General features: G+C 71.6%; 31 protein-coding genes and 1 tRNA gene. 30 read left to right on the top strand and 2 right to left on the bottom strand.

Features of this window, described 5'->3' with window-relative positions; all coding sequences use genetic code 11:
• Positions 1–31 precede the first annotated feature (31 nt).
• The 28 genes from ACEZDE_RS02000 to ACEZDE_RS01865 all read left to right on the top strand — a co-directional run bounded on the left by ACEZDE_RS02000 (position 32) and on the right by ACEZDE_RS01865 (position 21,192).
• A complete protein-coding gene (locus ACEZDE_RS02000; RefSeq protein WP_380531073.1) occupies positions 32–2,533 on the top strand; it encodes a hypothetical protein in 2,502 nt (833 codons plus the stop codon).
• 114 nt (positions 2,534–2,647) lie between these two features.
• Positions 2,648–3,001: a hypothetical protein gene (locus ACEZDE_RS01995; RefSeq protein WP_380531070.1), complete on the top strand. Its 354-nt coding sequence runs from the start codon at positions 2,648–2,650 to the stop codon at positions 2,999–3,001.
• Between the two features lie 67 nt (positions 3,002–3,068).
• A complete protein-coding gene (locus ACEZDE_RS01990; protein ID WP_380531068.1) occupies positions 3,069–3,878 on the top strand; it encodes a hypothetical protein in 810 nt (269 codons plus the stop codon).
• 62 nt (positions 3,879–3,940) lie between these two features.
• Positions 3,941–4,834 carry a GH25 family lysozyme gene (locus ACEZDE_RS01985; RefSeq protein WP_380531065.1) on the top strand — a complete coding sequence of 298 codons (894 nt, stop codon included), beginning with the start codon at positions 3,941–3,943 and terminating at the stop codon, positions 4,832–4,834.
• 49 nt (positions 4,835–4,883) lie between these two features.
• Entirely contained in the window at positions 4,884–5,099 is a 216-nt protein-coding gene (locus tag ACEZDE_RS01980) for a hypothetical protein (protein WP_380531062.1), read from the top strand.
• A 179-nt stretch (positions 5,100–5,278) separates the two neighbouring features.
• A complete protein-coding gene (locus ACEZDE_RS01975) occupies positions 5,279–5,614 on the top strand; it encodes a hypothetical protein (protein WP_380531059.1) in 336 nt (111 codons plus the stop codon).
• A 143-nt stretch (positions 5,615–5,757) separates the two neighbouring features.
• A complete protein-coding gene (locus ACEZDE_RS01970; protein WP_380531056.1) occupies positions 5,758–6,342 on the top strand; it encodes a hypothetical protein in 585 nt (194 codons plus the stop codon).
• A gap of 54 nt (positions 6,343–6,396) precedes the next feature.
• A complete protein-coding gene (locus tag ACEZDE_RS01965; RefSeq protein WP_380531053.1) occupies positions 6,397–6,693 on the top strand; it encodes a hypothetical protein in 297 nt (98 codons plus the stop codon).
• Positions 6,694–6,784: 91 nt separating this feature from the next.
• Positions 6,785–7,153, top strand: a complete 369-nt coding sequence (locus ACEZDE_RS01960; RefSeq protein ID WP_380531050.1) for a hypothetical protein — start codon at positions 6,785–6,787, stop codon at positions 7,151–7,153.
• Positions 7,154–7,177: 24 nt separating this feature from the next.
• Positions 7,178–8,302: an AAA family ATPase gene (locus ACEZDE_RS01955; RefSeq protein ID WP_380531047.1), complete on the top strand. Its 1,125-nt coding sequence runs from the start codon at positions 7,178–7,180 to the stop codon at positions 8,300–8,302.
• 64 nt (positions 8,303–8,366) lie between these two features.
• Positions 8,367–9,518 (top strand): PD-(D/E)XK nuclease family protein, encoded by a 1,152-nt coding sequence (locus ACEZDE_RS01950; RefSeq protein ID WP_380531044.1) that lies wholly within the window; start codon positions 8,367–8,369, stop codon positions 9,516–9,518.
• Positions 9,519–9,612: 94 nt separating this feature from the next.
• Complete coding sequence (locus tag ACEZDE_RS01945; RefSeq protein WP_380531042.1) at positions 9,613–10,548, top strand: helix-turn-helix domain-containing protein; 936 nt, start codon at positions 9,613–9,615, stop codon at positions 10,546–10,548.
• Between the two features lie 153 nt (positions 10,549–10,701).
• Positions 10,702–11,553 (top strand): hypothetical protein, encoded by an 852-nt coding sequence (locus ACEZDE_RS01940; RefSeq protein ID WP_380531039.1) that lies wholly within the window; start codon positions 10,702–10,704, stop codon positions 11,551–11,553.
• A 54-nt stretch (positions 11,554–11,607) separates the two neighbouring features.
• On the top strand, positions 11,608–13,134 hold the full coding sequence (locus ACEZDE_RS01935; protein ID WP_380531036.1) for a DNA cytosine methyltransferase: 1,527 nt from the start codon (positions 11,608–11,610) through the stop codon (positions 13,132–13,134).
• Positions 13,135–13,188: 54 nt separating this feature from the next.
• Positions 13,189–13,590 carry a hypothetical protein gene (locus ACEZDE_RS01930; protein ID WP_380531033.1) on the top strand — a complete coding sequence of 134 codons (402 nt, stop codon included), beginning with the start codon at positions 13,189–13,191 and terminating at the stop codon, positions 13,588–13,590.
• Between the two features lie 24 nt (positions 13,591–13,614).
• Positions 13,615–13,815 (top strand): hypothetical protein, encoded by a 201-nt coding sequence (locus ACEZDE_RS01925; RefSeq protein ID WP_380531030.1) that lies wholly within the window; start codon positions 13,615–13,617, stop codon positions 13,813–13,815.
• Positions 13,812–14,411 (top strand): hypothetical protein, encoded by a 600-nt coding sequence (locus tag ACEZDE_RS01920; protein ID WP_380531027.1) that lies wholly within the window; start codon positions 13,812–13,814, stop codon positions 14,409–14,411. Before ACEZDE_RS01925 ends, ACEZDE_RS01920 begins: the two co-directional genes overlap by 4 nt.
• A 162-nt stretch (positions 14,412–14,573) precedes the next feature.
• Positions 14,574–14,867: a hypothetical protein gene (locus ACEZDE_RS01915; protein WP_380531026.1), complete on the top strand. Its 294-nt coding sequence runs from the start codon at positions 14,574–14,576 to the stop codon at positions 14,865–14,867.
• Between the two features lie 82 nt (positions 14,868–14,949).
• Positions 14,950–15,183 carry a hypothetical protein gene (locus ACEZDE_RS01910; RefSeq protein ID WP_380531023.1) on the top strand — a complete coding sequence of 78 codons (234 nt, stop codon included), beginning with the start codon at positions 14,950–14,952 and terminating at the stop codon, positions 15,181–15,183.
• Between the two features lie 2 nt (positions 15,184–15,185).
• The gene (locus ACEZDE_RS01905; protein WP_380531020.1) at positions 15,186–15,422 is read left to right on the top strand and encodes a hypothetical protein; all 237 of its coding nucleotides are present in this window, start codon (positions 15,186–15,188) and stop codon (positions 15,420–15,422) included.
• 2 nt (positions 15,423–15,424) lie between these two features.
• Positions 15,425–15,829, top strand: coding sequence for a hypothetical protein (locus ACEZDE_RS01900; RefSeq protein ID WP_380531017.1), 405 nt, complete (start codon positions 15,425–15,427; stop codon positions 15,827–15,829).
• Positions 15,830–15,922: 93 nt separating this feature from the next.
• A complete protein-coding gene (locus ACEZDE_RS01895; protein ID WP_380531015.1) occupies positions 15,923–16,390 on the top strand; it encodes a hypothetical protein in 468 nt (155 codons plus the stop codon).
• 146 nt (positions 16,391–16,536) lie between these two features.
• Positions 16,537–17,625, top strand: coding sequence for an N-6 DNA methylase (locus ACEZDE_RS01890; protein ID WP_380531012.1), 1,089 nt, complete (start codon positions 16,537–16,539; stop codon positions 17,623–17,625).
• A 112-nt stretch (positions 17,626–17,737) separates the two neighbouring features.
• The gene (locus ACEZDE_RS01885; RefSeq protein WP_380531010.1) at positions 17,738–18,001 is read left to right on the top strand and encodes a hypothetical protein; all 264 of its coding nucleotides are present in this window, start codon (positions 17,738–17,740) and stop codon (positions 17,999–18,001) included.
• Positions 18,002–18,083: 82 nt separating this feature from the next.
• Positions 18,084–18,842 (top strand): hypothetical protein, encoded by a 759-nt coding sequence (locus ACEZDE_RS01880; protein ID WP_380531008.1) that lies wholly within the window; start codon positions 18,084–18,086, stop codon positions 18,840–18,842.
• Between the two features lie 324 nt (positions 18,843–19,166).
• Positions 19,167–19,235: transfer RNA gene (locus ACEZDE_RS01875), tRNA-Tyr, on the top strand.
• Between the two features lie 167 nt (positions 19,236–19,402).
• Positions 19,403–20,353, top strand: a complete 951-nt coding sequence (locus ACEZDE_RS01870) for an ABC transporter ATP-binding protein (RefSeq protein ID WP_380531005.1) — start codon at positions 19,403–19,405, stop codon at positions 20,351–20,353.
• Positions 20,350–21,192 carry an ABC transporter permease gene (locus tag ACEZDE_RS01865; protein ID WP_380531004.1) on the top strand — a complete coding sequence of 281 codons (843 nt, stop codon included), beginning with the start codon at positions 20,350–20,352 and terminating at the stop codon, positions 21,190–21,192. The genes ACEZDE_RS01870 and ACEZDE_RS01865 overlap by 4 nt, the downstream gene beginning before the upstream one ends.
• A gap of 26 nt (positions 21,193–21,218) precedes the next feature.
• On the opposite strand, the gene ACEZDE_RS01860 is transcribed toward ACEZDE_RS01865, so the two are convergent.
• Complete coding sequence (locus tag ACEZDE_RS01860; protein ID WP_380531001.1) at positions 21,219–21,476, bottom strand: hypothetical protein; 258 nt, start codon at positions 21,474–21,476, stop codon at positions 21,219–21,221.
• 203 nt (positions 21,477–21,679) lie between these two features.
• Here ACEZDE_RS01860 and ACEZDE_RS01855 point away from each other — a divergent pair, with 203 nt between their 5' ends.
• Complete coding sequence (locus ACEZDE_RS01855; protein WP_380530998.1) at positions 21,680–22,438, top strand: phosphatase PAP2 family protein; 759 nt, start codon at positions 21,680–21,682, stop codon at positions 22,436–22,438.
• 127 nt (positions 22,439–22,565) lie between these two features.
• On the opposite strand, the gene ACEZDE_RS01850 is transcribed toward ACEZDE_RS01855, so the two are convergent.
• Positions 22,566–22,997 carry a DUF6003 family protein gene (locus tag ACEZDE_RS01850; protein WP_380530996.1) on the bottom strand — a complete coding sequence of 144 codons (432 nt, stop codon included), beginning with the start codon at positions 22,995–22,997 and terminating at the stop codon, positions 22,566–22,568.
• Between the two features lie 198 nt (positions 22,998–23,195).
• Between ACEZDE_RS01850 and ACEZDE_RS01845 the strand changes: the two genes are divergently transcribed.
• A complete protein-coding gene (locus tag ACEZDE_RS01845) occupies positions 23,196–24,998 on the top strand; it encodes a cation:proton antiporter (protein WP_380530993.1) in 1,803 nt (600 codons plus the stop codon).
• Position 24,999: the final 1 nt, after the last annotated feature.

Below are 24,999 nucleotides of genomic sequence, written 5' to 3'. Positions count from 1 at the left end.
CACCGGCGCGGGGGAGAACAAGGCACCGGAGTTGTCCCAGAACGACCTGGCCGCGCTCGCGGGGCGGATCGCCGCCCTGGAGCGCCTGGTCACCCAGCTCAACCGCACCAGCCGTCTCGGGCAGTCCTCCATCGAGGGCGGCGCGATCCAGGTGTACGACACCGGCGGCACCCACCGCGCCTCCCTCGGCGTGCAGGAAGACGGCACGGTCGGGCTGACCGCCGTCAACGGCCCCATCCCTCCCGCACCCATGCCCCCGCAGTTGGCGTCCGTCCTCGGCGGTGTCGCCGCAGCGTGGGACGGCGGCTTCGCCGGTGCGGCCACCGCGCCTCTGGACTGGACGTTCACCGAGGTCCACGCCAGCACCACCACAGCCGACTTCACCCCCGGCGCCTCCACGCTGTGCGGCACCATCGCCACCGTCTTCGGCGGCACGCTGGTCGTCCCGGCCGACGCCCCGGTGTGGGTGCGGCTGCTCGCCCGGACCACATCCGGAGTCGCCTCCGACCCGTCCGGACCGTCCGGACCGGTCGGGCCCGCGCCGGTCGTCGCGCAGGAGGTCCTGGACGGCATCGTGTCGGACCTGGCGCTGGCCGACGGCGCGGTCACCGCCGCCAAGATCGCTGCGGGCGCAGTCGACGCGCAGGCCCTCGCTGACGGCGCGGTCACGGCCGACGCGATCGGGCAGGCAGCCGTGACCGCCGGAGCCCTTGCATCGGCCGCCGTCACCCCCGGTGCGCTGGCGTCCGGAGCCGTCACCCCTGGCGCGCTGGCCTCCGGCGCGGTCACCCCTGCGGCGCTGGCCGCCGGGGCGGTCACCGCCGCGAGCCTGGCCGCCGGGTCTGTCACCGCCGCCAGCATCGCGGCCGGAGCCGTCACCGCTGCGGCCATCACCGCGGGGGCGGTGACTGCCGGGAAGATCGCGGCCGGGGCCGTGACCGCGTCGACCATCGCCGCAGGGGCGGTAACCGCAGGCAGTATCGCCGCCAGCTCCATCACCGGAACGCAGCTGGCCGCCGCCACCATCCAGGCCAGCAACCTCGCCGCCAACTCCGTTGCCGCTGGCACGATCGCCGCAGCCGCGATCACGGGAAGGGAGATCGCGGCGCTAGCGGTCACCTCCGACAAGCTCGCCGCGAACTCGGTCACCGCCAGCAGCATCGCCGCCGGGACCATCGACGCGACCAAGCTCCTCATCTCCGCCGCCGTCTCCAACCTGCTGCCCGATCCCGGGTTCGAGACAGCGACCGGCGCCGCCCAGGTCACGGCCGGCGGCAGCGCCTGGTCGCTGGATACGACCACCTTCAGCAGCGGCACCCGCAGCGTCCGGTTCTCCGCCACCGCGGCGACCGCGACCACCAGCGACCTGCCCGTCCTCAAGGGCGTCCCGGTCACCCCCGGGGATCAGCTCTACATCGCTGCCGACTGGCGTGCCACTGTCCTGACCGGCAGCGCCCCGGCCCAGAAGCTGTACCTGCGCTGGAAGGACGGCAGCGGGGCCACCCTCTCGTACTCCGTGCTCCAGGCTCCGGCCACACTCGATGCCACCTGGCGCACGATCAGCACCATCGCGACGGCCCCGGCGGGCGCGGTCACGGTCGACGCCACCCTCCAGGCGTTCAGCTACACGGCAGCCACCCTCTGGTGGGACAACCTCGTCGTGCGCCCCGTGGTCGGTGCCACCCAGATCCAGAGCGGCGCGATCCAGACCACCCACCTGTCGGCAACCGCCATCGACGGCAAGGTCATCACCGGTGCGACGCTGCGCACCGGAGCCTCCGGGCAGCGGATCGAGATCGTGCCGCAGGGGGCACTCGGCTACCTCAACGGCGACCAGAAGATGATCTATCCGGCTGGCGTCGTCTGGTACACCGGGTTGGCTGGTGAGGTCAGCCCTGGCGAGATCATGCTGTTCAACAGCGGCAGCGAGTTCGGTGTTCAGCCGACACTCCAGCTCAGTACCGCCGACATGGGCCATGGCTCCGGCACGCTCCAGCTGATCGCCGGGAACGCAGGCGGAGACAACGCGGGCCTGTTGGTCGACGTCGCCGACCAAACATTGATGGTCTCCAAGCTCAACGGCATCCTGGCCGGTGACAGCAACAGCCTGTACCTGCGCGCCGACGGCGAGAGCACCATCTACTTCGGGGCGGTCAGCGTCGGCCTGGTCCAGGACTGGACCACCGTCACCATGGCGTCGGGGTACGCCCACAACGGGAACTCGAACGGCAACGTCCAGTACCGGGTCATCGACTTCCTCGGCACGCGATTCGTCCAGTGGCGGGGCGGGTTCGCCGCGACGTACTCCAGCGGGGTGCCGATCAACAGCGGCACCCTGCTGAGCGCGGCCGTGCCGAGCCTGGCCCGGCCGTCCGCCCGCCGGAGCATGACGTGCGCCTGTTCCGTCTCAAGCAGCGTCGTCACGTCCATGAAGGTCGACTTCGGCACGGACGGGACGGCGACGCTGGTGTCCGCCGGCACCACCAACAACCCGCCCTGGGTCTCGCTCAACGGAGTCATGTACTCCCTGTGACCCTCAGCGGGCATCGGGGCGGCCGCGGTGCGAGTCGTTCCCGGTGCCCGCTGAACTGCGCCGCGTGCGCAGTATGATCTTCAACGAGCGCGGGGGTGCCGTCTGGAGAGCCCCGTGACTTCACCGCCGCCCGGCGACCCCACCCTGTGGGAGCTCCACCGTGCGCTGCACCAGTTGCGTGAGGACCAGACGCGCAGCATCGCCCAGCTCCACGAAGACCTGCGCAGCGACCTCGCGGGCCTGGCCGCTCGGATCGAGAATGCGGTCACCAAGGACGTCTACGCGGCTGACCAGCGGTTGCTGACAGCCGAGTTGGACCAGCTCCGCCGAGGCCTGGTCGAAGTCGTCCGGCAGCGGGAGCTGGACCAGGCCGCCCAGGCGGCCTCCCGCCGCCTGGCGGTGAGCGCCCTGGTCGCCCCGCTCCTACTCGTCCTCGTGCAGTGGTGGCTCCACCTGCAAGGCGGCTGAACACCAGCAGCAGTCACATCGCAGCACCGCATTCGGCAGGCGCGGGGGAGAACGCGCAGCAGCTCGGATGATCAAGCACGGCACCCTCGTCCACCGATACGACCACCACCCGCGCCTCGGCCGAAACCAGGTCCTGGACGCCCGATCCCTGGACTTCGTCCACCAGCACGACGGCAACGCCCTCAAGCCCGCCGAGCACCAGCCCCGCATCCCCGTCCTGGACCAGGAGGACCTGCACGCGCAGGGCATCCGCGTGTCCCAGGTCGTCGCCGGGGCCGAAGACGCCGACGCCCTCGGCTCCTGCACGGGCAACGCCGGCACCGCCGCCGTGTCGGCGCTGCTCAGCGGCGAGCAGGCCAAGGCCGCAGGACTGGACTACACCAGCGCGACGGCCGCCGAGGTGTGGGCGATCGGCCTGTACGCGCAGGCGACCGGCCTGGACGACGCGCAGGGCACCTTCCCGCCCGACGACGCCGGTTCCTCCGGCCTGGGCATCGCCAAGGCGCTCAAGCAGCGGAAGCTGATCCGCTCCTACACCCACGCCACCACCGCCACCGGCCTCGCCTCGCTGCTCCAGGCCGGGCCGGTGCTGCTCGGTGTGCCGTGGTTCCAGGCGTGGTTCGAGCCGGACAACGCGGGCTTCATCGACTCCGGCGACTGGGAGTCCTCGCAGCTCGCGGGAGGCCACGAGATCTGCGTGACCGCGCTGGAGAAGGTCACCACCGACTGGCGCGGCCAGGTCGACCCGGACGCCTCGGTCATCCGCTTCCGCAACAGCTGGTCGGCCAGCTGGGGCGACCACGGCGAGGGCCGCATGTCGCTCGCCACCTACCAGCTGCTGCGCCGCTACATCGACGCGATCCAGCTCCACGTCTGACCCCGCCGGGGCTGGGCGCGGAGCGCGCCCGGCCCTTCCACCGTCGAAGGGACATCACCACCATGGGCATCTACGGCCAGGACTGGGCCAGTTACCAGAGCGCCACGCCGGAGACCACCGGCCTCGCGTTCGCCATCGTCAAGGTCACCGAAGGCCCCGACTACACCAACCCGCGCTTCGCTCAGCAGCGCGCCCACGCCCACGCGGCGGGCCTGGTCGTCGGCCTCTACCACTACCCGCACATGGCCGACTCCCCGGCAGCCGAGGCGGACCGCTTCCTGAAGATCGCTCAGCCGAAGGCCGGGGAGTTCGTCGTCCTGGACTGGGAGGGCTACGACAAGTCCAACTCCGGCGTGCCCAAGGCCACCCAGATCGCGTACCGCGACGCGTGGCTCAAGCACGTCAAGGAGAAGCTGCCGCACGCCCCGGTTGGCCTGTACGCGAACGTCGACTACTGGACCAACGTTGACAGGACCAGCAACTGCGGCGACTTCCTGTGGATCGCCACCGCTGGCCGGGCGGCGGGCGCGCCCGGCATCGAGCACGAGTGGATGTTCCACCAGTACAGCGCGAGCGACGTGGACCACGACTACTGCCGCCTGGCGGACGCGGACGCGCTGCGCTCGTGGGTCGCCTCGTTCGCGCCGAAGCCCGCGCCGGCCCCGGCCAAGCCCGCGGTGAGCCTGGCCAACGTGATCGCCGCAGCCCGGCACGACCCGAAGGCCGCCCAGGGCGCCGCGCTGCACCGCGCCGACGTGCAGGTGGTGGAGAAGGCGCTCGTCGCTGAGGGCCTGCTGCGCTCCGAGTGGTCTGACGGCTCGTTCGGGACCAAGACCGTTGGTGCGTACGGCGCGTGGCAGCGCAGGTGCGGCTACCAGGGCACCGACGCGGACGGCATCCCCGGCCGCGACTCGCTCGGCAAGCTCGCCGCCAAGCACGGCTTCCTCGTGCACTGACCCCCACCCCTAGATAGAGAGGACAACACCCTTGTCGAAGACTGCATTTGTGGATGTTGTGGAGCGCGCTGCCGCTACCTACCTGGAGACGTTCCTCGGGCTGCTGTTGGCGTCCGGCGTGCTGGACGTCTCCGCGCTGAAGGCCGCTGCGGTGGCCGCTGTGCCCGCCGCGCTGTCGGTGATCAAGTCGGCGGTGTCGGTGCTGCTGACCGGCAGCGGTGCCGCGTTGCAGCTGCGCACCGAGAAGGGGTCGCCCAGGACCTGAGCGCCCTGTTGGTGGCGGGTCCGGTCGCGGGTGACTGCGGCGGGGCCCGCTTCGTCGTCCGCGGGATTCCTTGTCTGCGGGAAACCTGTCCAGGGACATGCCATGCTGGCGTGCGCGTACCGACTACCAGTCGTTGCGCGCCGAGGTGGCCGGTTGGAGATGCGCTTGAGAGAGGCTTGATGACGAACATGCCCGAGGCGGCGGACGGCTCGACGGAGATGCCGTCGGCCATGGCGTCCCTAGCAGGTATCCGCGCATATCTGGATAATCAGGCCGCTGCTCTGACGGCCGACGGTGACGCGGTCCCCGACTACCCCGACGTCGACGGGGCCCGCGGCGAGGTCGAGCAATTGCAGGACGGGTTGGCGCAGTTGCAGAAGCTGGTCGAGAAGCAACGGCGCCACATCGTCATCCTGGAGGAAGCGGTGCGGCAACTGCTTGTCCTTGTACCGCCGGAATCGCTTGCAACCCCGGCCGCCCAGCCTGCCCAGACGCCGCACCCGTTCTTCGGGTAGCAGGTACCGACTGTGCCGGTGAAAAGGGACGGGCCCCTGCGTTAGCAGGGGCCCGGCCTCTTGGAGACCTCCACCCTAGCAGGGCCTTCGCCCACCCCGTTGCCTGTAAACTAATCCAACCTTTCGTGGCGATGGGATGCAGCATGACAACGAAGCCGTACCTGGCGGGCCTGCAAGAGATGGGTGCCGTGTGGAGCAACAGCGCCGCAGCGGCGTCGCGTTGGATCACTCAGGGGCTGGTCGACCCTGATGCGGCCCGGGTGGTCTCCGGCTCGCGGTACTGGCCCCTGGGCTGGGTGCGCGACACCGGTCCGCAGCTGCAACGCAAGAGCCCGGTGCTGGACCAGGCCGCGCTGGACCGGATCGTTGAGGAGCAGTCCCCGGGCAGGTGGGTCTTCGCCAAGGAGGAGCTGCCGCCGATCATCGGGTCGAAGGAACTCACCGCGCTGTTCGGGCTGCCGGCCCCCAGCGTCACGGGGTTCATCTCGGAGGGGCGGTTCGGCCGCCCGGACTGGCACGTCTCGGGTTCGCCGCTGTGGCTGCTGGACACCGCGGTGGACCTGCTGCCGATCCTGCGCGCCCGCTCGGAGGCGGGGCGTGCCCGGTCTCGGAAGTGGGAGATCGACCGCGAGGTGGAGGCGGCGCTGCGCGAAGGCCGGTACGACGGGCCCGGGTCGCAGATCCTGCTGCGCGGGAAAGGCGCGGTCGCCGCGAAGGGCGGGGCTTGACCCACACTCCGAATGGATTAGAATACAGGTATAGCTAATCCGAGATGGGGGAGCATGAAGATCACCATGCACAACGGGCGGCCCGTCGTCGCCCTGACCGGCTGGGACCTGGCCGTCGTCACCGAGGCCCTGGGCGCGCACGTCGCCCAGGCGGGCGGCCAGGCTCGCCGGGCGGCCGTACTCCTGGCCTCCATGGAGGCGCTGGACAGCGCGAACAAGCGCGACGCCTGCACCTGTGGCAGTCGCGAGCACCATCCCGCCGACTGCCCCGCCGCGGGTCGCCGACTGCGCGCCGTCGGCCCGGCGGACGGCGAGACGGCCCGCCGGAGGACCCGCCGAAGCCTCAGATAAGGTTTCACGAAAATACGTGCAGGGTGGTATGCATGCCTGCACGGCAGCACATGCCCCTGCCCCCAACATAAGGTTTCACACTCTGGAGCGAATGGAGGATCTGATGGCCGTCACCCTGGCCCAGGACCGAATCCCCGGCCTCGACGACATCGCGCTGCTGCGCCAGCCGCCGGCCGTCGAAGGCGAGAGCATCCAGCAGCGGTTCGAGGCGTTCCACGCCCTCAACCCTTGGGTGTTCCGCCAGCTGGAGCGCCTAACCGCCGACTGCGTTGAGCGCGGCTTCGGCCACATCGGCATCGGGATGCTCTTCGAGCTCCTGCGCTACCGATACGGGGCCGTGACCAGGGGCGACGCCTTCCGCCTGAACAACTCCTACCGGTCCCGCTACGCCCGGCTGCTCATCGAGGAGCACCCGGAGTGGACCCACCTGTTCGAGGTCCGCGCCCTGCGCACGGCCTGACCCCCCTGCCTCTTGGAGAGAGACATGCCCGCAGCACCCCCAGCCCTGAAACTGCGCCAACCCACCGGCATCGTCCCCTGGCCCCTCATCCTGATCGAGGGGGAGGAGTCCGCCGGGAAGACCTACTCGGCAGCGCAGTTCAGCGCCTCGGAGCGCATCGGCCAGACCTACTGGATCGACCTCAGCGAAGGGTCGGCCGACGAGTACGCCGCCATCCCCGGCGCGCGGTACATGATCATCGACCACGACGGCTCATACCGGGACATCGTGGAGCAGCTGCGCGCCGTCCACGCCGAGGCCCGCCGCGCCGCACTGGCCGGAGAGCCGCCCGTCGTCGTGGTCGTGGACTCCGCCTCCGCCTTGTGGCAGATGCTCAAGACCTGGACCACCGAGCGGGCCCGCCGCAGCGGGCGCAACGCCGCCAAGCTCCAGGCCGACCCCGACGACACGTTCGACATCGGCATGAACCTGTGGAACGACGCCACGACGAGGTGGATGGAGGTGATCCACCTCCTCCAGACGCTGCCCGGCATCGCCATCGTCACCGCGCGCGGCAAGCAGGTGACCGCCGTCGACGAGGACGGGCGTCCGGTCGTGGAGCGCGGCAAGACCGTCAAGGACTGGCGGGTCCAGGGCCAGAAGGACTTGGCGTTCGACTCCAGCGTCTGGGTGAGGATGTTCCGCGACAGCGACCCGCAGATCATCAAGGCGCGGTCCCTCAAGCTGCGCATCGAGCGCGGCCGGGCCCTGACCGTCCCGGACTTCACCATCGAAGACCTCGTGTTCAACCGCCTCGGCTGCTCCACCGACTCCCAGCCCCGCCAGATCACCGCGCTGGTCGGCGACCGGGTGGCCCAGTGGCTGGAGGAACACGACGTCGAGCACCTGGCCGACGTGGACGAGCTGCGCCAGCTGTGGTGGAGCTGCCTGGACCCGGAACACCGGCTCACCCGCGCCGAAGTCGTCACGATCCGCAACACCATCGAACAGATGGTGGACGAGCTCCAAAACCCGCCGACCGAAATGGGCCAGCGCACCCCCACCGACGCCGACCGGCTGCGCGCCGCCGTCCAGGCCCGCGACGAACTGCCCGACGAGCCGGACGACGAGCCGAAGCCCGCGCGCCGCTCCCGCCGCGCCGCCGCCTGACCCACCTTCCGCAGGTGCGGCCGGGCCGATGCCCGGCCGCACCCTGTCTCCCAGGAGCAGCAGCATGACCACCATCGCCGAACCGCCGTCGATCTGGACCGCCGCAACCGCGGTGGACGACCGCCGGCCCCGCTCGAAGCAGACCCAGTTGGGCGCGTCGGAGACCGTGTGCGAGATGCGCGCCGCGCACAGGATCGCCGGAACCGAGCCCACCGACCCCACCGACAAGAAGATGGCCATCCTCGGCACCTACATCCACGAGGGCCTGCTGACCGCCGCCCGCACCGAGTACGGCTGGCTGGTCGAGAAGGCCACCGCTTCCGAGCTGGTGCGCGGCCACGTCGACGCCGTGCAGCTCGACGCCGAGACCGCGGCCCGGCTGCCGAAGCGGCTGCGGCCCGTCGTGCCCTCGCAGGACGGCGTCACCGTCGAGGACGTCAAGACCAAAAGCACCTACAAGTGGGACCAGGTGCTGCGCTACGGCGCCACCGCCGCCGAGATCAGGCAGACGTACCTGTACGCGGGGATGCTGCGCGAGCGCGGATTCGAGGACCGTCCCGGGCAGCGGCAGATCGCGCGCCTGGGTCCGCTGAACGTGCAGCGCATCCGGCTCCGGTTCATCAACCGGGACAACGGCAGCGAGTTCACGCAGGAGTTCGCGTTCGACGAGTTCGAGGCGGCGACCGCCCGGTGGTGGGTGGAGCAGGTCCACGCGCTGCCTGGGCCGCACGCCGCCCGCCGTGACTTCGACGGGCCCGGCCTGGACGCCGTGTGCGACTACTGCCCCGTGCGTACGGCCTGCTGGGGCATGCCCGCGCGCCCCGGCATCCCGGTGCAGACCAACCTGGTCCACGACGACAAGGACCGGGAGCAGGCTCTCGCGGACTACGTGGCCGGGGCGGAGCAGGAGAAGGCCGGGAAGAAGGTGAAGGACCTCGCCCGCAAGAAGCTCGACAACTCCCCGGCGGGGGACTACGGACCGAACCGGTTGAAGTGGACAGGCGGCAACGCGGCGAAGTCCACCGACGTGCAGGCGATGGTCGACCTGCACGAGGAGGCCCGCATCCCGGTGCCGATGATCCCGGACGCCGCGCGGATGGAGAAGAACCTCAAGGACGCCGGCATCGCCGTGCCCCAGCGCGAGAACGGCAAGCTGACGGCCCGCTCCATCAACGTCTCCCCGGTGCCAGCGGCGAAGCCCTCCAAGGTCGCCTGACGGCCGCGGCGGGCCGCCGGGGGGATCTTGCCCGCCCGGCGGCCCGCAGCCTTCCGCCCGCCCTGTTCCTGCGCGTTGAAAGGCCCTTGGGGCTGTGTCGATCCACCTGCTCATCGTCGCGTCGTACCTGCCGGAGGAGCTGGTCAACGCCCGTCAGAAGCTCGTGCTGCAAAAGATCGCGGACTCGGCTGACGACGACACCCGCCTTGCCGTGCCCACGCAACGCCGCCTCGTCGCCTGGGCCGGGGTCGGTCCCAAGCGGGTCTCCACGCTGATCACCGAGCTGGTCGGCAAGGGCCTGGTGGAGCGCGTCTCCGAGGCGCGCGACGGGCACGCCGCGGTCTACCGGGTGTTCCCTCTCGGCATCCCGCCCATCCCCGACCGCGAGGCGCTGGACGAGCGGTTGACGGAGCGACTGGCCCGCCCGAAGAACCAGGCCCTGGCCCGCGTCCCGGAGCAGCCGCGCCGCCGACCCGCGGCCCCCGCGCGCACCGCCTCGGACGTCGCCGGGCGCACCCCTGCCGTCCCGGTGCCGCCCGAACCGGAGGAACCGCAGGTCGACCAGGGTTCCCAGACGGGAACCCTGGAGGAGGAGCCGAGGGTTCCCAGACGGGAACCCGCAGGGTTTCCAGAGGGAAACCCCCAGGGTTCCGAGATGGAAACCCCTTCCTTTCCTGGGTTCCTTGCCTCCCCTCCTTCCTCAAGCCCCCCTACCCCCACCGCTGACGCGGCAGGGGAGCCAGGCCCGGCGGTCGAAGGAATCGCGGACGGCTGCGGCAAGCACCGGGGCAGGCCCGCCGCCAACTGCCGTGGCTGCGGCACCAGCGCCCGCGCCCGGCGCGCCCGCGCGCAGGCGGACCAGGCGGAGCGGGCCCGGCTGCTGGAGGCGGAGCAGGTCAGGCAGCGGCAGCGCGAGACGGCGGAGCGGCAGGCCCGGCGGGACAGCCACGAAGAGGAGTACGAAGCGGCGGTGGCAGCCACGCGGGCGGCGCTGCGCTCCGCGAAAGGGAGGCCGGGAAATGGCCGCTGAACTGGGCAAATAGTCGCCGGTTGATCTTGACCCCCCTGCCTAATGAATTAGAATAGAGGCATAAGGGGGAAGCGGTCGAGGGTTGACCGCACGTCCTTCTGCCCGCAACATAAGGTTTCACACTTACGTGTGAGTGGCTTCTTGGAGATAACCGTGCAGCTCGCACCCATGCCCGACCACGGCCGCGTCGGCCGCCCCGACTGGCAGTCCATCTGGGACGACTACGAGCCCGTCACCACCACGCTGCGCACCCTGGGCCTGCCCGTCGACATCGAGACCTGCGGCGGGGAGAACCACATCACCGTCGACCTGCCGAACGGAAGCCACCTCCTGATCGTCGGCCACTACTCCCTGCCGAACCGCATCGGCGCCGTCCCCGGCTGGCGCGTGATGCTCGCCGACGACGACAACCCCACCGTCGACGACACCGTGTACGACTCCACCCCGGACGGCGAGCACAGCTCCAACGGCCCGCTGGCGAACGCCATGCTGGCCGCCGTCATGGGCTGGGTGATCGAGAACTACCCCGAGACCGCCGACACCCTCGCGGCAGCCACCGCCGAGACGCCCCAGTGCAACTGCATCTTCGACCACCCGATGACCGACGAGGCGCGCGAGGCCGTCGCCAACGACCTCCGGGAAGCCCGCCGCCTCTCGGACCTCCACGGCATCCAGATCGCGCTGATCGGCCTCACCGGCCGCTGCCGCGCCCGCGACGCCGCCGCGTCCTGGCGCGTGCAGGGGACCGACTTCCTCAGCAACGGCAACGCGCACACCAAGTACCACGGGCCGTTCTTCGACGACGCCGCCGGTGCTGTCGCCGACTACCTCGAATACGTCCAGATGCTGCGTTCCGACATGGAGCTGATCGTCGAGATCGGCAGCTCGAACCGTCTCCTGTCGCTGTGGCGCGTCGCCCGCGGCTCGACCTCCCTCGACCTCCGCGCCGTGTGGGTCGCCCCGCCGCTCGAAGCCCCCGTCGAGCCCGCCACCGACGCCAACTGACCCGCTGCGGCCCCGCCCCCGGGCGGGGCCGCGCCTCTTGGAGACCACAACCCCATGGAACTCACCTTCAACGACATGCTCGCGGGGGCGGGCGGCAGCTCCAGCGGCCTTGTCGAAGCCGGATGGACCGGACGACTCGCCCTCAACCACTGGGACGTCGCCATGCTCACCCACGGCGCGAACCACCCCAACATGGAGCACCTGACCGCCGACATCACCGGCTACCCGATGCGCTACCTGCCCCGCGCCATGCTCCTGTGGGCCTCGGTCATCTGCACCGAACTGAGCTACGCCGGCGGCAACCGCCAGGAGCGCGACCCGTTCCAGATGGACCTGCTCGATCTGCTCGACCCCGACGAGGCCGACGAGTGGAAGGCCCTGACGCCCGAGGCGTTCGAGGCCACCCGCGCCACCGCCTGGTGCGTCGTCCGCGCCTGCGAAGCGCAGGCATTCCCCTACGTCGTGGTTGAGAACGTCAACCAGTTCGTCACCAGCTGGGTGCTGTACGACACCTGGTGCAAGGCCATGATGGCGCTCGGCTATGAGCGACCCCAGGTCCTGTCCGTCACCTCCGCGCACATCTGGGACGAGAACAACCCGGGAGCGCCGCAGTGGCGCGACAGGGTGTACGTCGTCTGGCGCCGCAAGGGCATGCCCAAGCCCGACCTGGAGCCCCGCCCCCTCGCCTTCTGCTTCGACTGCGGCAAGGACGTCCGCGCCCGCAAGGCGTGGCGCGACCCCCGCGTCCGTGTCGGCAAGTACGGGGAGGCGTACGACTACCGCTGCCCTAGCACCCGCTGCCGCCACACCCTGGTGGAGCCGTACGTGCGCCCAGCCGCCTCCGTCATCGACTGGTCCGACATCGGCACCCGTATCGGCGACCGCAAGACACCGCTCGCGGACACCACCATGGAGCGGATCGCCGCCGGCCGCGCCAAATTCCCGTACCAGCCGAGCGCGGTCACCCTCAACCACGGCCGCGAAGGCGGCGACCGGGCTTTCGCGGTCGGGGAGCAGCCGTTCACCGTCCGCACCGTCAAGCAGGGCGAAGCACTCCTGGTTCCCACCGGCGGCAGCTGGTCCACCGACGCCACCGACGTGTCCGAGCCGATGCGCACCCGCCTGACCCGCGAGAGCGAAGGGCTGCTGACCGTCAGCCCGGACCCGCAGCCCTACATCGTCACCTACCGCAACCATGCCGCCCCGGCCCCGGCCACGGACCCGCTGAGCATGGTCACCGCCCAGGGCAATCACCACGGCCTGGTCACCCCGGGCCGCCCCGTGCCCGCCGAACTGCGCAACGCCCTGGTCATCCCGTACCGCAAGTCGCTGGTGAAGTCCGCGGGCGCGCCGTTCCACACGATGTCGACCGTCGACTCCGCCGCGCTGCTGGCCAACGCCCCCGCGGTGGAGGACTGCTACTTCCGCATGATCCAGCCGGAGGAGCAGTTCGCCGCCCAGCGGTTCACGGACACGTACATCTCGTTCGGCACCAAGGCCCAGCGGACCAAGCAGGCCGGGAACGCCGTGTCGGTCAACGTCGCCCGGCACATCGGCGAGCGCATCGCGGCAGTCCTGTAGCCCGCCCCGCCGCCGGGGCGCGCGCCCCGGCGGCCCCACCTCCTGGAGCCCCCCGTGAACCCCACCCCCATCACCGCCGCACCCTCCCGCCGCCGCAACCGAGGAGCCGCCCCCATGCCCCGCCGCCCGCTGTGCCTCGGCCGCGCCGACTTCGTTGCTGCCGAGGGCCGCTGGGAAGCCCAGCCCGACGAGATGTACGAGGAGCTGCAACCCCTCGCGCAGCTGTGCCGCGGCTGCCCGGCCATAGCCGACTGCCTGGCCGACGTCCGGCCCTCCCGGACCGGCTTCGACGGCGTGTGCGCCGGACGGGTGTGGCTCAACGGCCTTGTCGTCCACCCGGAACCGGCCGTGGCCAAGCGCGAACTGCACTACGCCCGCCGTGAGACCAGCGAGGCCCTGTGCTGGCGCTCCGGCACTACCCCCACCCGCCAGCGCGCCGACGCGCGCACAGCCTGACCTCCAACCCCCAAGGAGAACAACGTGTTTGAAGTCCTGGCCGCCGTCGCGGTCGCCTGGTTCGCCGTGGCCCTGGTCCTCGGCGCCGCGATGTCCGTCCTCATCCGCGCGAGATCACAGCGAACACCGGTCACCGCGCAGGCGCTGGCCGTCGCAGCCGTGGCCGCACTGGCGTGGCCGCTGCTCCTCGCCTGGCACCTGCGCCAGGACGGGGGCAGCCAGTGAGCGCCGCCGCGCTGTTGCTGCCGCCCGCCCCGGTGGTGATCGGCCTGGACCTGTCGCTCACCTCCACCGGCGTCGCCCGCGGGGTGGAGAGCGCCGTCGCGCTGCGCCCCGGCCAGCGCCGCGGGCAGGAGCGCCTGGGCTGGCTCCTCGGCGAACTGCGCGAGCACGTCAGGGACGCGGACCTGGTGGTGGTCGAGGGCCCGGCCTACGCCGCCGGGGCGCAGGCCGGGCACCACGAGATGGGCGGCCTGTGGTACCTGGTGACGCACTCCCTGCTGTGGCAGCGGAAGATCCCGTACGCCGTCGTGGCCCCGGACCAGCGCACGGTGTACGCCTGCGGCACCGCCAGGCCCGCGCGAGACGAGCCGAAGGAGCGGCGGGCGGCCGTCGCCAAGGGCATGGTCCGTACTGCCGTTGTCGGGCGGTACGGGGTGGAGTGCGAGGGGGCGGGGCGCTACGACAAGGCGGACGCGGTGATCCTGGCGGCGATGGGCCTGGACTGGCTCGGCTACGCGCCGGCCGCGCTCCCGCAGGTGTACGCGCGTGCGCTGGAAAATGTGGCCTGGCCCGAGCAGATCCCGGCGGCAGCGCGTTGACCAGGGGCTTTATCTCTAGCGATCTTGACTCGTGCCGTGAATAGATTAGAATAGAGGCATAAGGGAAGGGGAGTGACTCCCGTCCCGCCGACTCCGCCCCGGCCGCCGCACTCAGGCCGCCGGGGCGACCCACGCCCAGCCGCACCAGAACAGGAGCCAGTCATGGCCGCCCCTACGGACTTGCTCACCGACCTCCACAAGCACGTCCTCGCCTACGGGCTCCCCGACCCCGAGCGCCGCCGCGTCGAGAACCTGATCAGCGAAGTCCTGTGCGACGCCTACGAGAAGTCCGCGATCGAGCTGCACGAAGGCGACTTCCGCGAGCTGCTGCCCGTCGCCCTCGGCCAGACCCTGGTGCAGATCCTCGCCCCGATGGCGGACACCCCCCACGCCAGCATCGAACTGGAGTTCTCGCGCTACGTCCTCGACGCCCTGTCCGCGCGCCTCAGCGCCTGATCGCCCAGCCCGCCCCGGCCGCCCGCGCGGTGGCCGGGGCGACCCATATCCCCACGCCCACAAGCCTCTTGGAGTACCAGCCGTGATCGACCTCAGCAAGCGCCAGCGCGCATGGTTCGTCATCAACGTCGTCGACCACCCGGACAAGGCCCAGGTCCAGGCCGCCCCCGACGACGACACCGAAACCCTGCTGGCTTACCTGGACCTCATGTTCGACCAGCGCGACTTCCTCATGGTCGGCGGCACCACCGCGGCCGCCGCCCTCACCCGCGCCCGCACCCAGGCCAGCGCCATCCGTGCCGAACGCGGATGGTGACCGTGATCGACCTCAGCAAGCGCCAGCGCGCGTGGCTGGTCTTCCCCGACCCCTTCGAGCAGCCCGAGCGAACGCAGGTCATCCCAGCGCCGGAGGACGCCGACGAGTTCGACGAGGCATGCAGCTACCTGATGTGCACCGAGCTGTTCGTCTTCATCATCGACGCCCCCTCGGCCGCCGCCGCCTTGGGCCTGGCCCGCGTTCGCGCCCTCGCAGGCCGCGCCGAATGGGGGTGGTGACCATGCCCGGCCTGTTCATAGACGGCCTGATCGCCCGACCCACCGCCGAGGGCTTCGCTGGCGTCGTAGTCCACCGCGACGAACCAGCCACCCTGCGGCACCTCATGCGGCACGCCACCGTCCACGGCCCCGCCGCCGCCATCCGCACGCTCATCGAGGAGCACCCCTCCGGCTGGTGGTCCCTGCCCGGCTCCTACTCCGAGGGCGGGCAGTGCGCCTGCCACTGCCCCGAGTTGGACGAGCGCAGGCCCGCGCAGCAGCTCGACCAGGTCAGCGCGCTGCTCGACCCCTCGATCACCCGCGTCTACCTCCTCCAGCCCGAACGCCTGGAGCTGTTCGACCGCGGCGGTGGCCAGTGGGCCGCCCGAGGAGCCATCCCCTACGACATGTGGCCCGCCCTCCGCTGACCACCCCACCCCTCCGCCTCTCGCCCCGGCCGCCCCAAGCGGGCCGCCGGGGCGACCCATGCCTGGCCGCATCCACACCTTGAGGAACCGACTATGACCGACCCCCGCCCCGGAGCGGACGCCCCCGAGATCCACACCAGGGTCTGCATCGACGACCTCGGCCCGTTCGACGCCAAGGTCGACCCCACCGACAGGTGGAACGGGTGGCTCTGCCCGTACTTCACCCTCGACACCGTCCGCGTTCTGGCCGCCCGTACGCAGGAGCTTGCGGCCCAGGACGACAACGACACGTTCGACACCGTCCACGTCATCGACGGTGGCACCGACGACAACGGCAAGCCCCGCGCCATCGTCGTGCACATCAGCTGGCAGCACTTCACCGACGACCCCGAGCATGCCGCAGGGTTCGTCGCCCCGAATAGCGAAGGCCTGTACGGCATCGGCGCGGCCGAGTGGACCTGGAGCTTCGCCGTCTGGTGGTGCCCGTGCGGCGAGCCCGCGAACTGGCACCAGATCTTCTGCGGCCACTGTGGCACAAACCGCCCCGACCAGTGCCGCTAGCTCACGGCTGACACCCCACACCCCTGTCGCCCGATCGGGCGCTGGGGCGACCCGTGCCCCCGAACACCACACCTCACCCCGGCCGCCCCTCGCGGGCCGCCGGGGTGAGCCATGTCCGGCCACCCCAGCCCTCTTGGAGACCCCCGATGGACGAACTCCAGCTCGACCTGTTCGCCGACCTTCCCGACGAGCCCGCCACCTTCGTTCGCATCCCCTCGTCGGCCCTGCCCCCGCGTGCGGCCGTCCCACCGCGACGCAAGGTAGCCCCGATCACGGTCGGGCAGGGCGCGCTGATCGAAGCGCCCGCCCCGCCGCCGAACGCCCCCGTCCCGGCCAAGCGCCGCCCCAGGCGCAAGCTTGGATTCCGCCGCCCCACCGAGTCCGCCCGGGACCTCGCCGAGGCGTGCGCCATCGCCTGGCACGGCCACCACGGCGGAGGCCGTATGGAGATCCCGGTCGGCATCGTCGCCACCCTGGCGCTGCTGCCCTTCCGTGGCGACGACCTGGTGGCGCTGGAGGGCTGGATACTCGGCCTGGACGACCAGCAGCTGTGGAAGCTGTACGAGGAGGTGTGGGCGCTGCGCTGGATACAGGCCCCGCACCTGATCGGACGCTGCGGCATCCTCTCCCAGTGGCTGGAGCAGGAGGAGCCCGACCGGAACCTGCGCGCCGCCGTCCGCGCCGTCACCGAACGAGCCATCCAGTACGGCGTGCTGGAGCTGGCCGCCAACGAGCTGCCCGGCAACCTCGACGTGGACCTCATGTCCTGGATGGTCACCTCCCTGCGCAGCAAGGGTGCGCGCGAGGGCCTGGGCGAGTACCACACCCCGCCTGAGGTCTGCGACATGATCGCCCGCGTCACCATCGGCGGCATGGACGAGATCCGGCCCGGCATGTCGTTCCTGGAGCCCGCCAGCGGCACGGGCGGCATGGTCCGGTCGATGGCCAGCGCACTGCGGGACCTCGGCCACGACCCCGCCGACATGCTGTGGGTGATGGTCGACATCGACGCTATCGCCGTCGCCGGCGCCGCGGTGAACGCGATCCTGTGGGAGCTGGGCGGCAACGTCGCCGTGATCCGGGGCGACTCCCTCGCCGAGGGCGACATCGGCAACCGGGCGATCCGGGAGGCCGCCGAGATGATCGAGCACCGCGACCGGCTCCGGGGGACGGCGGCCATGGTCGCGGCGATTCAGCGCGCGGAGCGCATGCTGTCCCTCGCAAAGGCGGCCTGAACTGCTGCTTTTCTCTCTGGCGATCTTGACCTACTGTCCCAATAGATTAGAATAGAGGCATAAGGAAGAGGGGGAACCGGCCCCCGACCACCGGCCTCTTGGAGCGAGCCCGATGAACCTCACCACCGCCATCCGCGACTTCGCCGCCATCGCCCGCACCCGCGCCCGCCGCGCCGCCACCGACACCCAGCAAGCCACCCTCGCCGCCGCCGCACTCCTCCTCGACTCAGCCGCCCACTACGCCGCCCGAGGCCGCGAAGACGCCGCCCTCGACGCCTTGATCATCGCCGAGAACTACGCCACCAGCGCCGACGCCGGCGACGCCCGCATGGACACCGGCTTCGCCCTCGACCTGCTCGACGCCCTGACCGCCTGACGGCACTCCACCGGACCCCGGCCGCTGCCGGGGTCCGCCCCTCCCTTCCTTCCGCTCAACCACCTGCCTCTTGGAGAACCCCATGCAGTTCACCGCCGCCACCGTCCACCCCATCGCCACCGACGCCGCCACCCAGCTCGGCACCGGCTGGACCGTCGAACCCCACACCCCGGACGGCAAGGTCGTCGACCTCTACCACGCCGACGGTCGCCACATCGGCATCCGCCCCCTGCACGACGGCACCACCCTCCAGCTCTGGGCCACCGGTGCCCACAAGCCGGGCGACGGCAACCCCGCCCCCCGCCCGCTCGCCTACTTGAAGCCCTGGCACACCGTCCTGCGCACCCGCACCGTCACCACCGAGACGGAGGCCGTCACCACCCTGCTCCGCAAGCTCTCCGACTCGGTGATCCCCGCCTTCGACTTCACCCCCGAGCACGTCGGCCACCGTCCGGCCACCGAGAGCGCCGACGAGATCAAGGAGCACTACCAGCAGCTGCGCGCCTCCAGCCCGGACGCCATCGTGGTCCCCGACCACTTCCGCCACGCCTTCACCGCGGAGGAGCTGCTGCGCATCGAGCACCCGGCGAACGGTGCCGACGAGCTGGTGGACGCCGAGGAACCAACCGTTCCGGCCCCGCTCGCCGAGAAGGCAGCCCCCCGCGCCCGCAAGACCGCCGCCCGTAAGCCGGCGGCCGAGACCACCGAGGCCCCGACCGCGCCGCGAGCCCGGAAGGCTCCCGTTTGTAAAGCCGCGACCAAGACGGCCCGGCCCAAGGCCGCCGCTGCCCCCCGGAAGAAGGCCGCCCCCCGGAAGAAGGCCGAGCCCGTCGCCGAGTGATCCGCCCGAAGCCCTGACAGCCTGTGGTCTCTCCGCTAAAGTTCGAGGTCACAGGTTTGAGCGGCCTGTCTGAACGCGCGAGGCTCCACCCCCGGCGGGGTGGAGCCTCGATGCTTCGGAAGGGCACAGCGGTGGTCGGCGGAACGCACCCGTCGGCTGACCAGGAAGAAGCCCCTGGAGCTGCTGCCGGGCCCGCTCCGACCCCTGAGGTTGGGAACGGATTGGGAACGGACAGGCCGGTGAAACCGGTGAAAGACCGGGAAGGCCAGGGAAGCAGCACCCGCCCTGACCAGCCAAAACGGTCAGAGCGGGTGCCATTGGGTAAGGTCAGGGCTAGAGTCCACCTAGCTTGTAAAGCGTAGGTCGTCGGTTCGAATCCGACAGGGGGCTCCAGCTCTGCCCCGCGGACCGGTCCGGCCCGTGGCCGGTTTCCCCTGTAGTACCCCGGTGCCACTCCGCCCTCGGGGATCACCCCCTGGTACGACCGTCGGCGGTCCGCCGCGTCCTAGCGTGGGCGGGACAAGCAGTCAGTCCGGTACGGAGCCGAGGGGAACCACTCGATGATCGTGGCGCAGCAGTTGACCAAGCGGTACGGCGAGAAGACGGCGGTGGACCGGCTGGACTTCACGGTCAAGCCCGGCACGGTGACCGGCTTCCTGGGCCCCAACGGCGCGGGCAAGTCCACCACCATGCGCATGATCGTCGGCCTGGACGCCCCGAGCGGCGGCTCGGTCGTCGTCAACGGCCGCCGCTACGCCGAGCACGCCGCCCCGTTGCAGGAGGTCGGCGCCCTGCTGGAGGCGAAGTCGATCCACCCCGGCCGCTCCGCCTTCAACCACCTGAACTCGCTGGCGCTGACCCACGGCATCCCGCGTCGCCGGGTGGACGAGGTCATCGAGATGACGGGCATCGAGTCGGTGGCCCGCCGTCGCGCCGGCGCCTTCTCGCTGGGTATGGGCCAGCGCCTGGGCATCGCGGCCGCGCTGCTCGGCGACCCGGCCACGATCATGCTGGACGAGCCGGTCAACGGCCTGGACCCGGAGGGCGTGCTGTGGATCCGCAACCTGCTCACCGGCCTGGCCGAAGAGGGCAGGACCGTCTTCGTGTCCTCGCACCTGATGAGCGAGATGGCGCTGACCGCCGACCACCTGATCGTCGTCGGTCGCGGACGGCTGCTCGCCGACACCACCGTCAAGGAGCTGATCCGGCGCTCGGGCGGTGACACCGTCAGGGTGGCCTGTGCCGACCCGGCCCGGCTGCGGGAGCTGCTGGCCGGCCCCGGTGTCGACATCACCGGCCACGCCGGCTCCGAGGAGCTCGAAGTCACCGGGATGGCCGCGCGGTCGATCGGGTTCAAGGCAGCGGAGCACAACATCGCCCTGTTCGAACTCAGCACCAAGGGGGTCTCGCTGGAGGAGGCCTTCATGGAACTCACCCGCGACGAGGTCGAGTACCACGGCACCACCCACACGGCGGCCCGGACCGCCGAGCCCGTAGGGAGCGCAGCATGAGCACCGCAACCGTCACGACACCGGCCGGCACCGCCGCGCCGGTGCGCCCGGCCTACCGGGTCACCTTCGCCCGCGTGGTGCGCGCCGAATGGGCCAAGTTCTGGTCGCTGCGCTCCAGCTGGATCACCATCGGGGTGGCGCTGGTGCTGGTGCTGGCCTTCGGCCTGATCCGGAGCTGGCGCTACACGGTGGTGATGAGCGGCGGCCACGTCCACGACCCCGAGGTCGTCGGTGCGAACGCGGTCGGCCTCGCCCTGTTCGGGTTGAACTTCGGCCAGCTCGCGGTGGGGGTCCTCGGGGTGCTGGTCACCGCCGGTGAGTACTCGACCGGCATGATCCGCTCGACCCTTGCCGCCGTCCCCCGCCGGCTGCCGGTGCTCTGGTCCAAGTCGCTGATCTTCGGTGCGGTCGCGCTGGTCCTCGGCGTCGTCAGCGCGTTCGCCTCCTTCGGCTTCGGTATCGGCATCCTCTCCGGCACCAAGGCCTCCCTGGGCTTCGGCGACGCCGGGGTGCTGAGGTCCCTGCTCATGGCCGGCGCCTACCTGGCGCTGATCGGGATCTGCGGTGTGGCCCTCGGCGCGCTGCTGCGCTCGGTGGCCGGCGGCATCGCCGTCCTGTTCGGCGTCCTGCTGCTGGTGCCCGGCCTGATGGAGCTGCTGCCGACGAGCTGGCAGAACAACGTCAGCCAGTTCCTGCCCAGCCACGCGGGCGACTCCATGTACGCGCTGCACCAGGACCTGCACACGCTTTCCCCGTGGTCCGGTCTGCTGGTGCTCGCCGCCTGGACCGCGCTCGCGGTGGCCGGAGCGGCGTACCGCCTGGTACGCGACGACGCCTGAGGCGACGACCGCCCTGCCGGGCGCCGTCAGGCCGTGTGGGTGCCGGGCTGGATGATCTCCTCCAGGACCACCCGCACGGCTTCGAACGCCGCGGCGCGGGCCTGCTGCGCCAGCGCCTGGACCGGACTGGCGTCGTCCTGGACGTGCTGCTCCACCAGCGCGTAGTGGCGTTCGGCCTCGCTGCTGGCCCAGTCGCGGGCGCGGGTGATGCGGTCCAGCAGCTCGGCCGCGCTGATCTCGGCCACCACCGGGACCTGGCTGACGGCCTTGTCGACACTGTCCACGAAATCCTCCTGAGCAGGGGGTCGGACTGCTGGATCGCAATCACCCGCGCGGGGCGGCGCGTACCCGCGCCTGGCGAGGTTACGCCCGGCGGATCATCGGGGCATCTTGTGTCTACGTTGATGTAGACACTGTGTGAGGATGGATTCCTCTGATGAACCGTGGTGGGGGCGCGATGGGTGGTGCGAAGCGGAGGTCCGGGCGCGTGCCCTGGTTGCGCCAGGCGGCGGCGGGAGCTGCGGCCGGGCTGCTCGCCGTGCTGGTCGCGGTGGTGGCGGTGCGTCACGGCGCCCCGTTCGCCGTCGATGCCTCGGTGCACCGCTGGGCGCTGGCCCACCGGAGCGCCGGGTGGACGGGCCTCGCCCGTGGCGTCACCTTCACCGGGACCGGCCTGCCGCCGTATGCGCTGGCGGCGCTGGCCGGGGCGTTGGCGTCGCTGTCGTTGGGAGACCGGTCGCGGTGGTGGCGGGGTGCGATCGTCGGGGTGCTGGCGCTGGCGCTGGGCCAGACGGTGCGGATCACCCTGGCGACGGCGCTGGCCCGGCCGCGGCCGCCCCGGGGCGACTGGGCCACCGCGGCGAGTGGCGCTTCGCTGCCGTCGGGGCACAGCACGACCTCTGCGTTGGTCGCCATCGGGCTGGCGGCGGCCCTGTGCGTCGGGTGCCGACGGTGGTGGACGCGGCTCCTTGCGTGCGCTGTGCCGGGGGTGTGGGCGGTGGGCGTCGGCGTCAGCCGGGTCTACCTCGGCGTCCACTGGCCGACCGACGTCCTGGCCGGCTGGCTCCTCGCCACGGCCCTGAGCTGCGCGCTGATGCCGCGTCTGGTCGCAGCTGTGCTGCGCCCGGCCCGCAGGGCTGATGCCTCGTCAGGGCTTGCGCCGACGGGCGGAGGCGAAGGGGGAGGCGCCGAACAGGACCAGCCCCAGGGAGATCAGCGCCGGCCCCGGGGCGATCAAGGCCAGTAGCCATGGGTCGGCCCCCGCCCGGCTTCGCTCCCGGCTTCCGGCAGAGCCCGGACGACGGCGTCTCCGGACGACGGCGTCCTCGGCACCCGCATCGTCCTCGGCGCCCGCGGGGTCCGCGGAGCTCGTGTCAGGCGCCGTCGAGCTGTGCGGTGAGCGGCGCCCCCGCCAGCTGGTCGATGCGGGCCGGGCTCAGCCCCGCCGCCCTGGCCCGCTCCAGCATCGCCGGGCGCTCGGCCAGGACCCGTCGGAACGCCAGCAGTTCCGCCTGCACCTGGGCGGCCGCGGGGGTCGCCGCGACCTGGGCGATCAGCTCCGACTCCGCCCCGGTCACCGGCACCTGGAGCCGCTGGGCGTCCGCCGGGATCACCCCCTCGTCGGCCGCGGGCACGACCCGTACCAGTGCTGAGCCGCCGTCCGCTTCCTCGGCGTCGAAGGCCTGCAGCCACCCGTGCACGGCCGGGGTGTCCCAGAAGCCGAGCTCGGGGAGGCGTTGCGCGTCGACCCCGGGCGCGGCCTCCTGACGCGGCGAGACGATCACGACAAAGGCGGTGTCGGACACGGCGTCACTTTCCCTTCTCCGGAACCACACATCAACCACAGTGCTAACGCAGCCCCCGCGAAGACGCTACGGCAGCCCCGGGGTGAAATCCCGGGTCGGGTCGGTGCGTGTCTGGCGGGGTGGGCGGGGGGTTGCTGGTCAAGCTGGGGGGATGGGATGCGTGTGCGGTGAGCCTGGCGGTGCTGCGGCGGTGGTGGTGTGACGTCCGATCAGGTGTTCGCCGGGGTCGGGCTGATCCTGGTGCTGGCGGTGGGGGCGCAGGTGCTGGCGGCGCGGTTGCGGTTGCCGGGGATCATCCTGCTGCTGCCGGTGGGCTTCGTCGCGGGGGCGCTGACCGACGACGTGCATCCGGACAAGCTGCTCGGGTCCGCGTTCTCGCCGCTGGTGTCGCTCGCGGTGGCGGTGATCCTCTACGACGCCGGGCTTGAGCTGGACGTGCGGCGGCTGACCGGCGGCGCCCGGCGCACCGTGGTCCGGCTGATCTGGATCGGGACCCTGCTCACCTGGCTGATCGCCGCGGTGGTGGCCGCGCCGCTGCTGCACATCTCGGCCCAGGCGGCGGTCATGCTCGGGGTGATCCTGATCGTCTCCGGGCCGACCGTGGTCGGGCCGCTGCTCAACTTCGTCCGACCGGGCGAGGGGCTGCGCCGGATCCTGATCTGGGAGGGCTCGCTGATCGACGGGGTCGGCGGGGTCCTCGGCGCGCTGGTGTTCGCGGCACTGGAGTCCGGGCACCGGCTCAGCCCCGGCCGCGCGGTGCTGCACATCCTCGGCAGCGCCGGGGTCGGGATCGCCGGCGGCGTGCTCGGCACGGCTGTGCTGTGGCTGCTGCTGCGCCGCCTCGGACTCGGCGAGATCCTGGCCACCACCACGCAGCTGGCCGTGGTGGTCGGCGTCGCGGCCGGCTGCAACCTGCTGCGGGACGACGCCGGGCTGATCGCGGCGATCATCATGGGCGTGGCGATGGCCGCGCTCCCCGGTCTCGACCTGCCGGTGCGCCGCCCGTTCTTCGAGACGCTGGTGTCGCTGACCATCGGCGTGCTGTTCGTGTCGATCTCCGCCACGGTCACCCCTGCCTCGCTGCGGCACGTGGTGCTGCCCGCGCTGGGGCTGACGGCGGTGCTGGTGCTGGTCGCCCGCCCGCTGGTGGCGGCGCTGTCGACGTTCGGCGGCGACCTGGAGCGGGGCGAGCGGGGACTGCTGGGCTGGATGGCGCCGCGCGGCATCGTCGCCGCCTCGACCGCCTCCACCTTCTCGGCGAGCCTGGCCGAGAAGGGCATCGGCGGGGCGCAGCGGATCCTGCCGGCGACCTTTGTGGTGATCGTCGCCACCGTGCTGGTCTACGGGCTGACCGCGGTGCCGGTCGCGCGCCGCCTCGGGGTGACCCGGTCCACCCGCTCCCGGCCGCTGCTGGTCGGCGGGGAGCCGTGGGTGCTCGAACTCGGCCTCGCCCTGCGCGGCCTGGGCCTGGACGTGCTGATGTGGGCGGGCGAGCCGGGGCAGCGCACCCGGATCACCGAGGCCGGGCTCGAACTGGCCCCGGGGCAGTTGCTCGCCACCGCGACGGGGGAGGGGGCCGAGCTGGAGGGGGTCACCTGTGTGCTGCTGCTGACCGACGAGGACGACTTCAATGCGCTGGCCGCGGCGCTGCTGCGGAAGCAGGACGGCCCGGAGGTGTACCGGCTGGCCGAGCGGGAGGAGGGGCGGGGCGTGGTGGCGCCGTTCATGAGCGGGGCGGCGTTGTTCGGGCCTGGCCTTTCCAGCGGGGAGCTGGCCCGGCGGCACGGGGCGGGCGCGGCGATCGAGGTGCGGCCGGTGGGGGCGGGAGCGGGGACGGGAGCGGGAGCGGGGGTGCGGCCGGTGGGGCCGCTGGTGGCGGGGTGTGAGCTTCTCTTCGTTGTCGACGCTGCTGGGCGGCTGTGGCCGGTCACGAGCGGGGCTGTGCCCGAGGGCGGTCCTGGCAGCCGTGCGGTCGTCCTCGGTCCTGTGGCGGCGGGCTGAC

The sequence above is a fragment of the Streptacidiphilus cavernicola genome, assembly GCF_042510955.1.
Classification (GTDB): domain Bacteria; phylum Actinomycetota; class Actinomycetes; order Streptomycetales; family Streptomycetaceae; genus Streptacidiphilus; species Streptacidiphilus cavernicola.
Note: the sequence above shows the minus strand (reverse complement) of the source record. Positions and strands in the feature narration are given on the sequence as shown.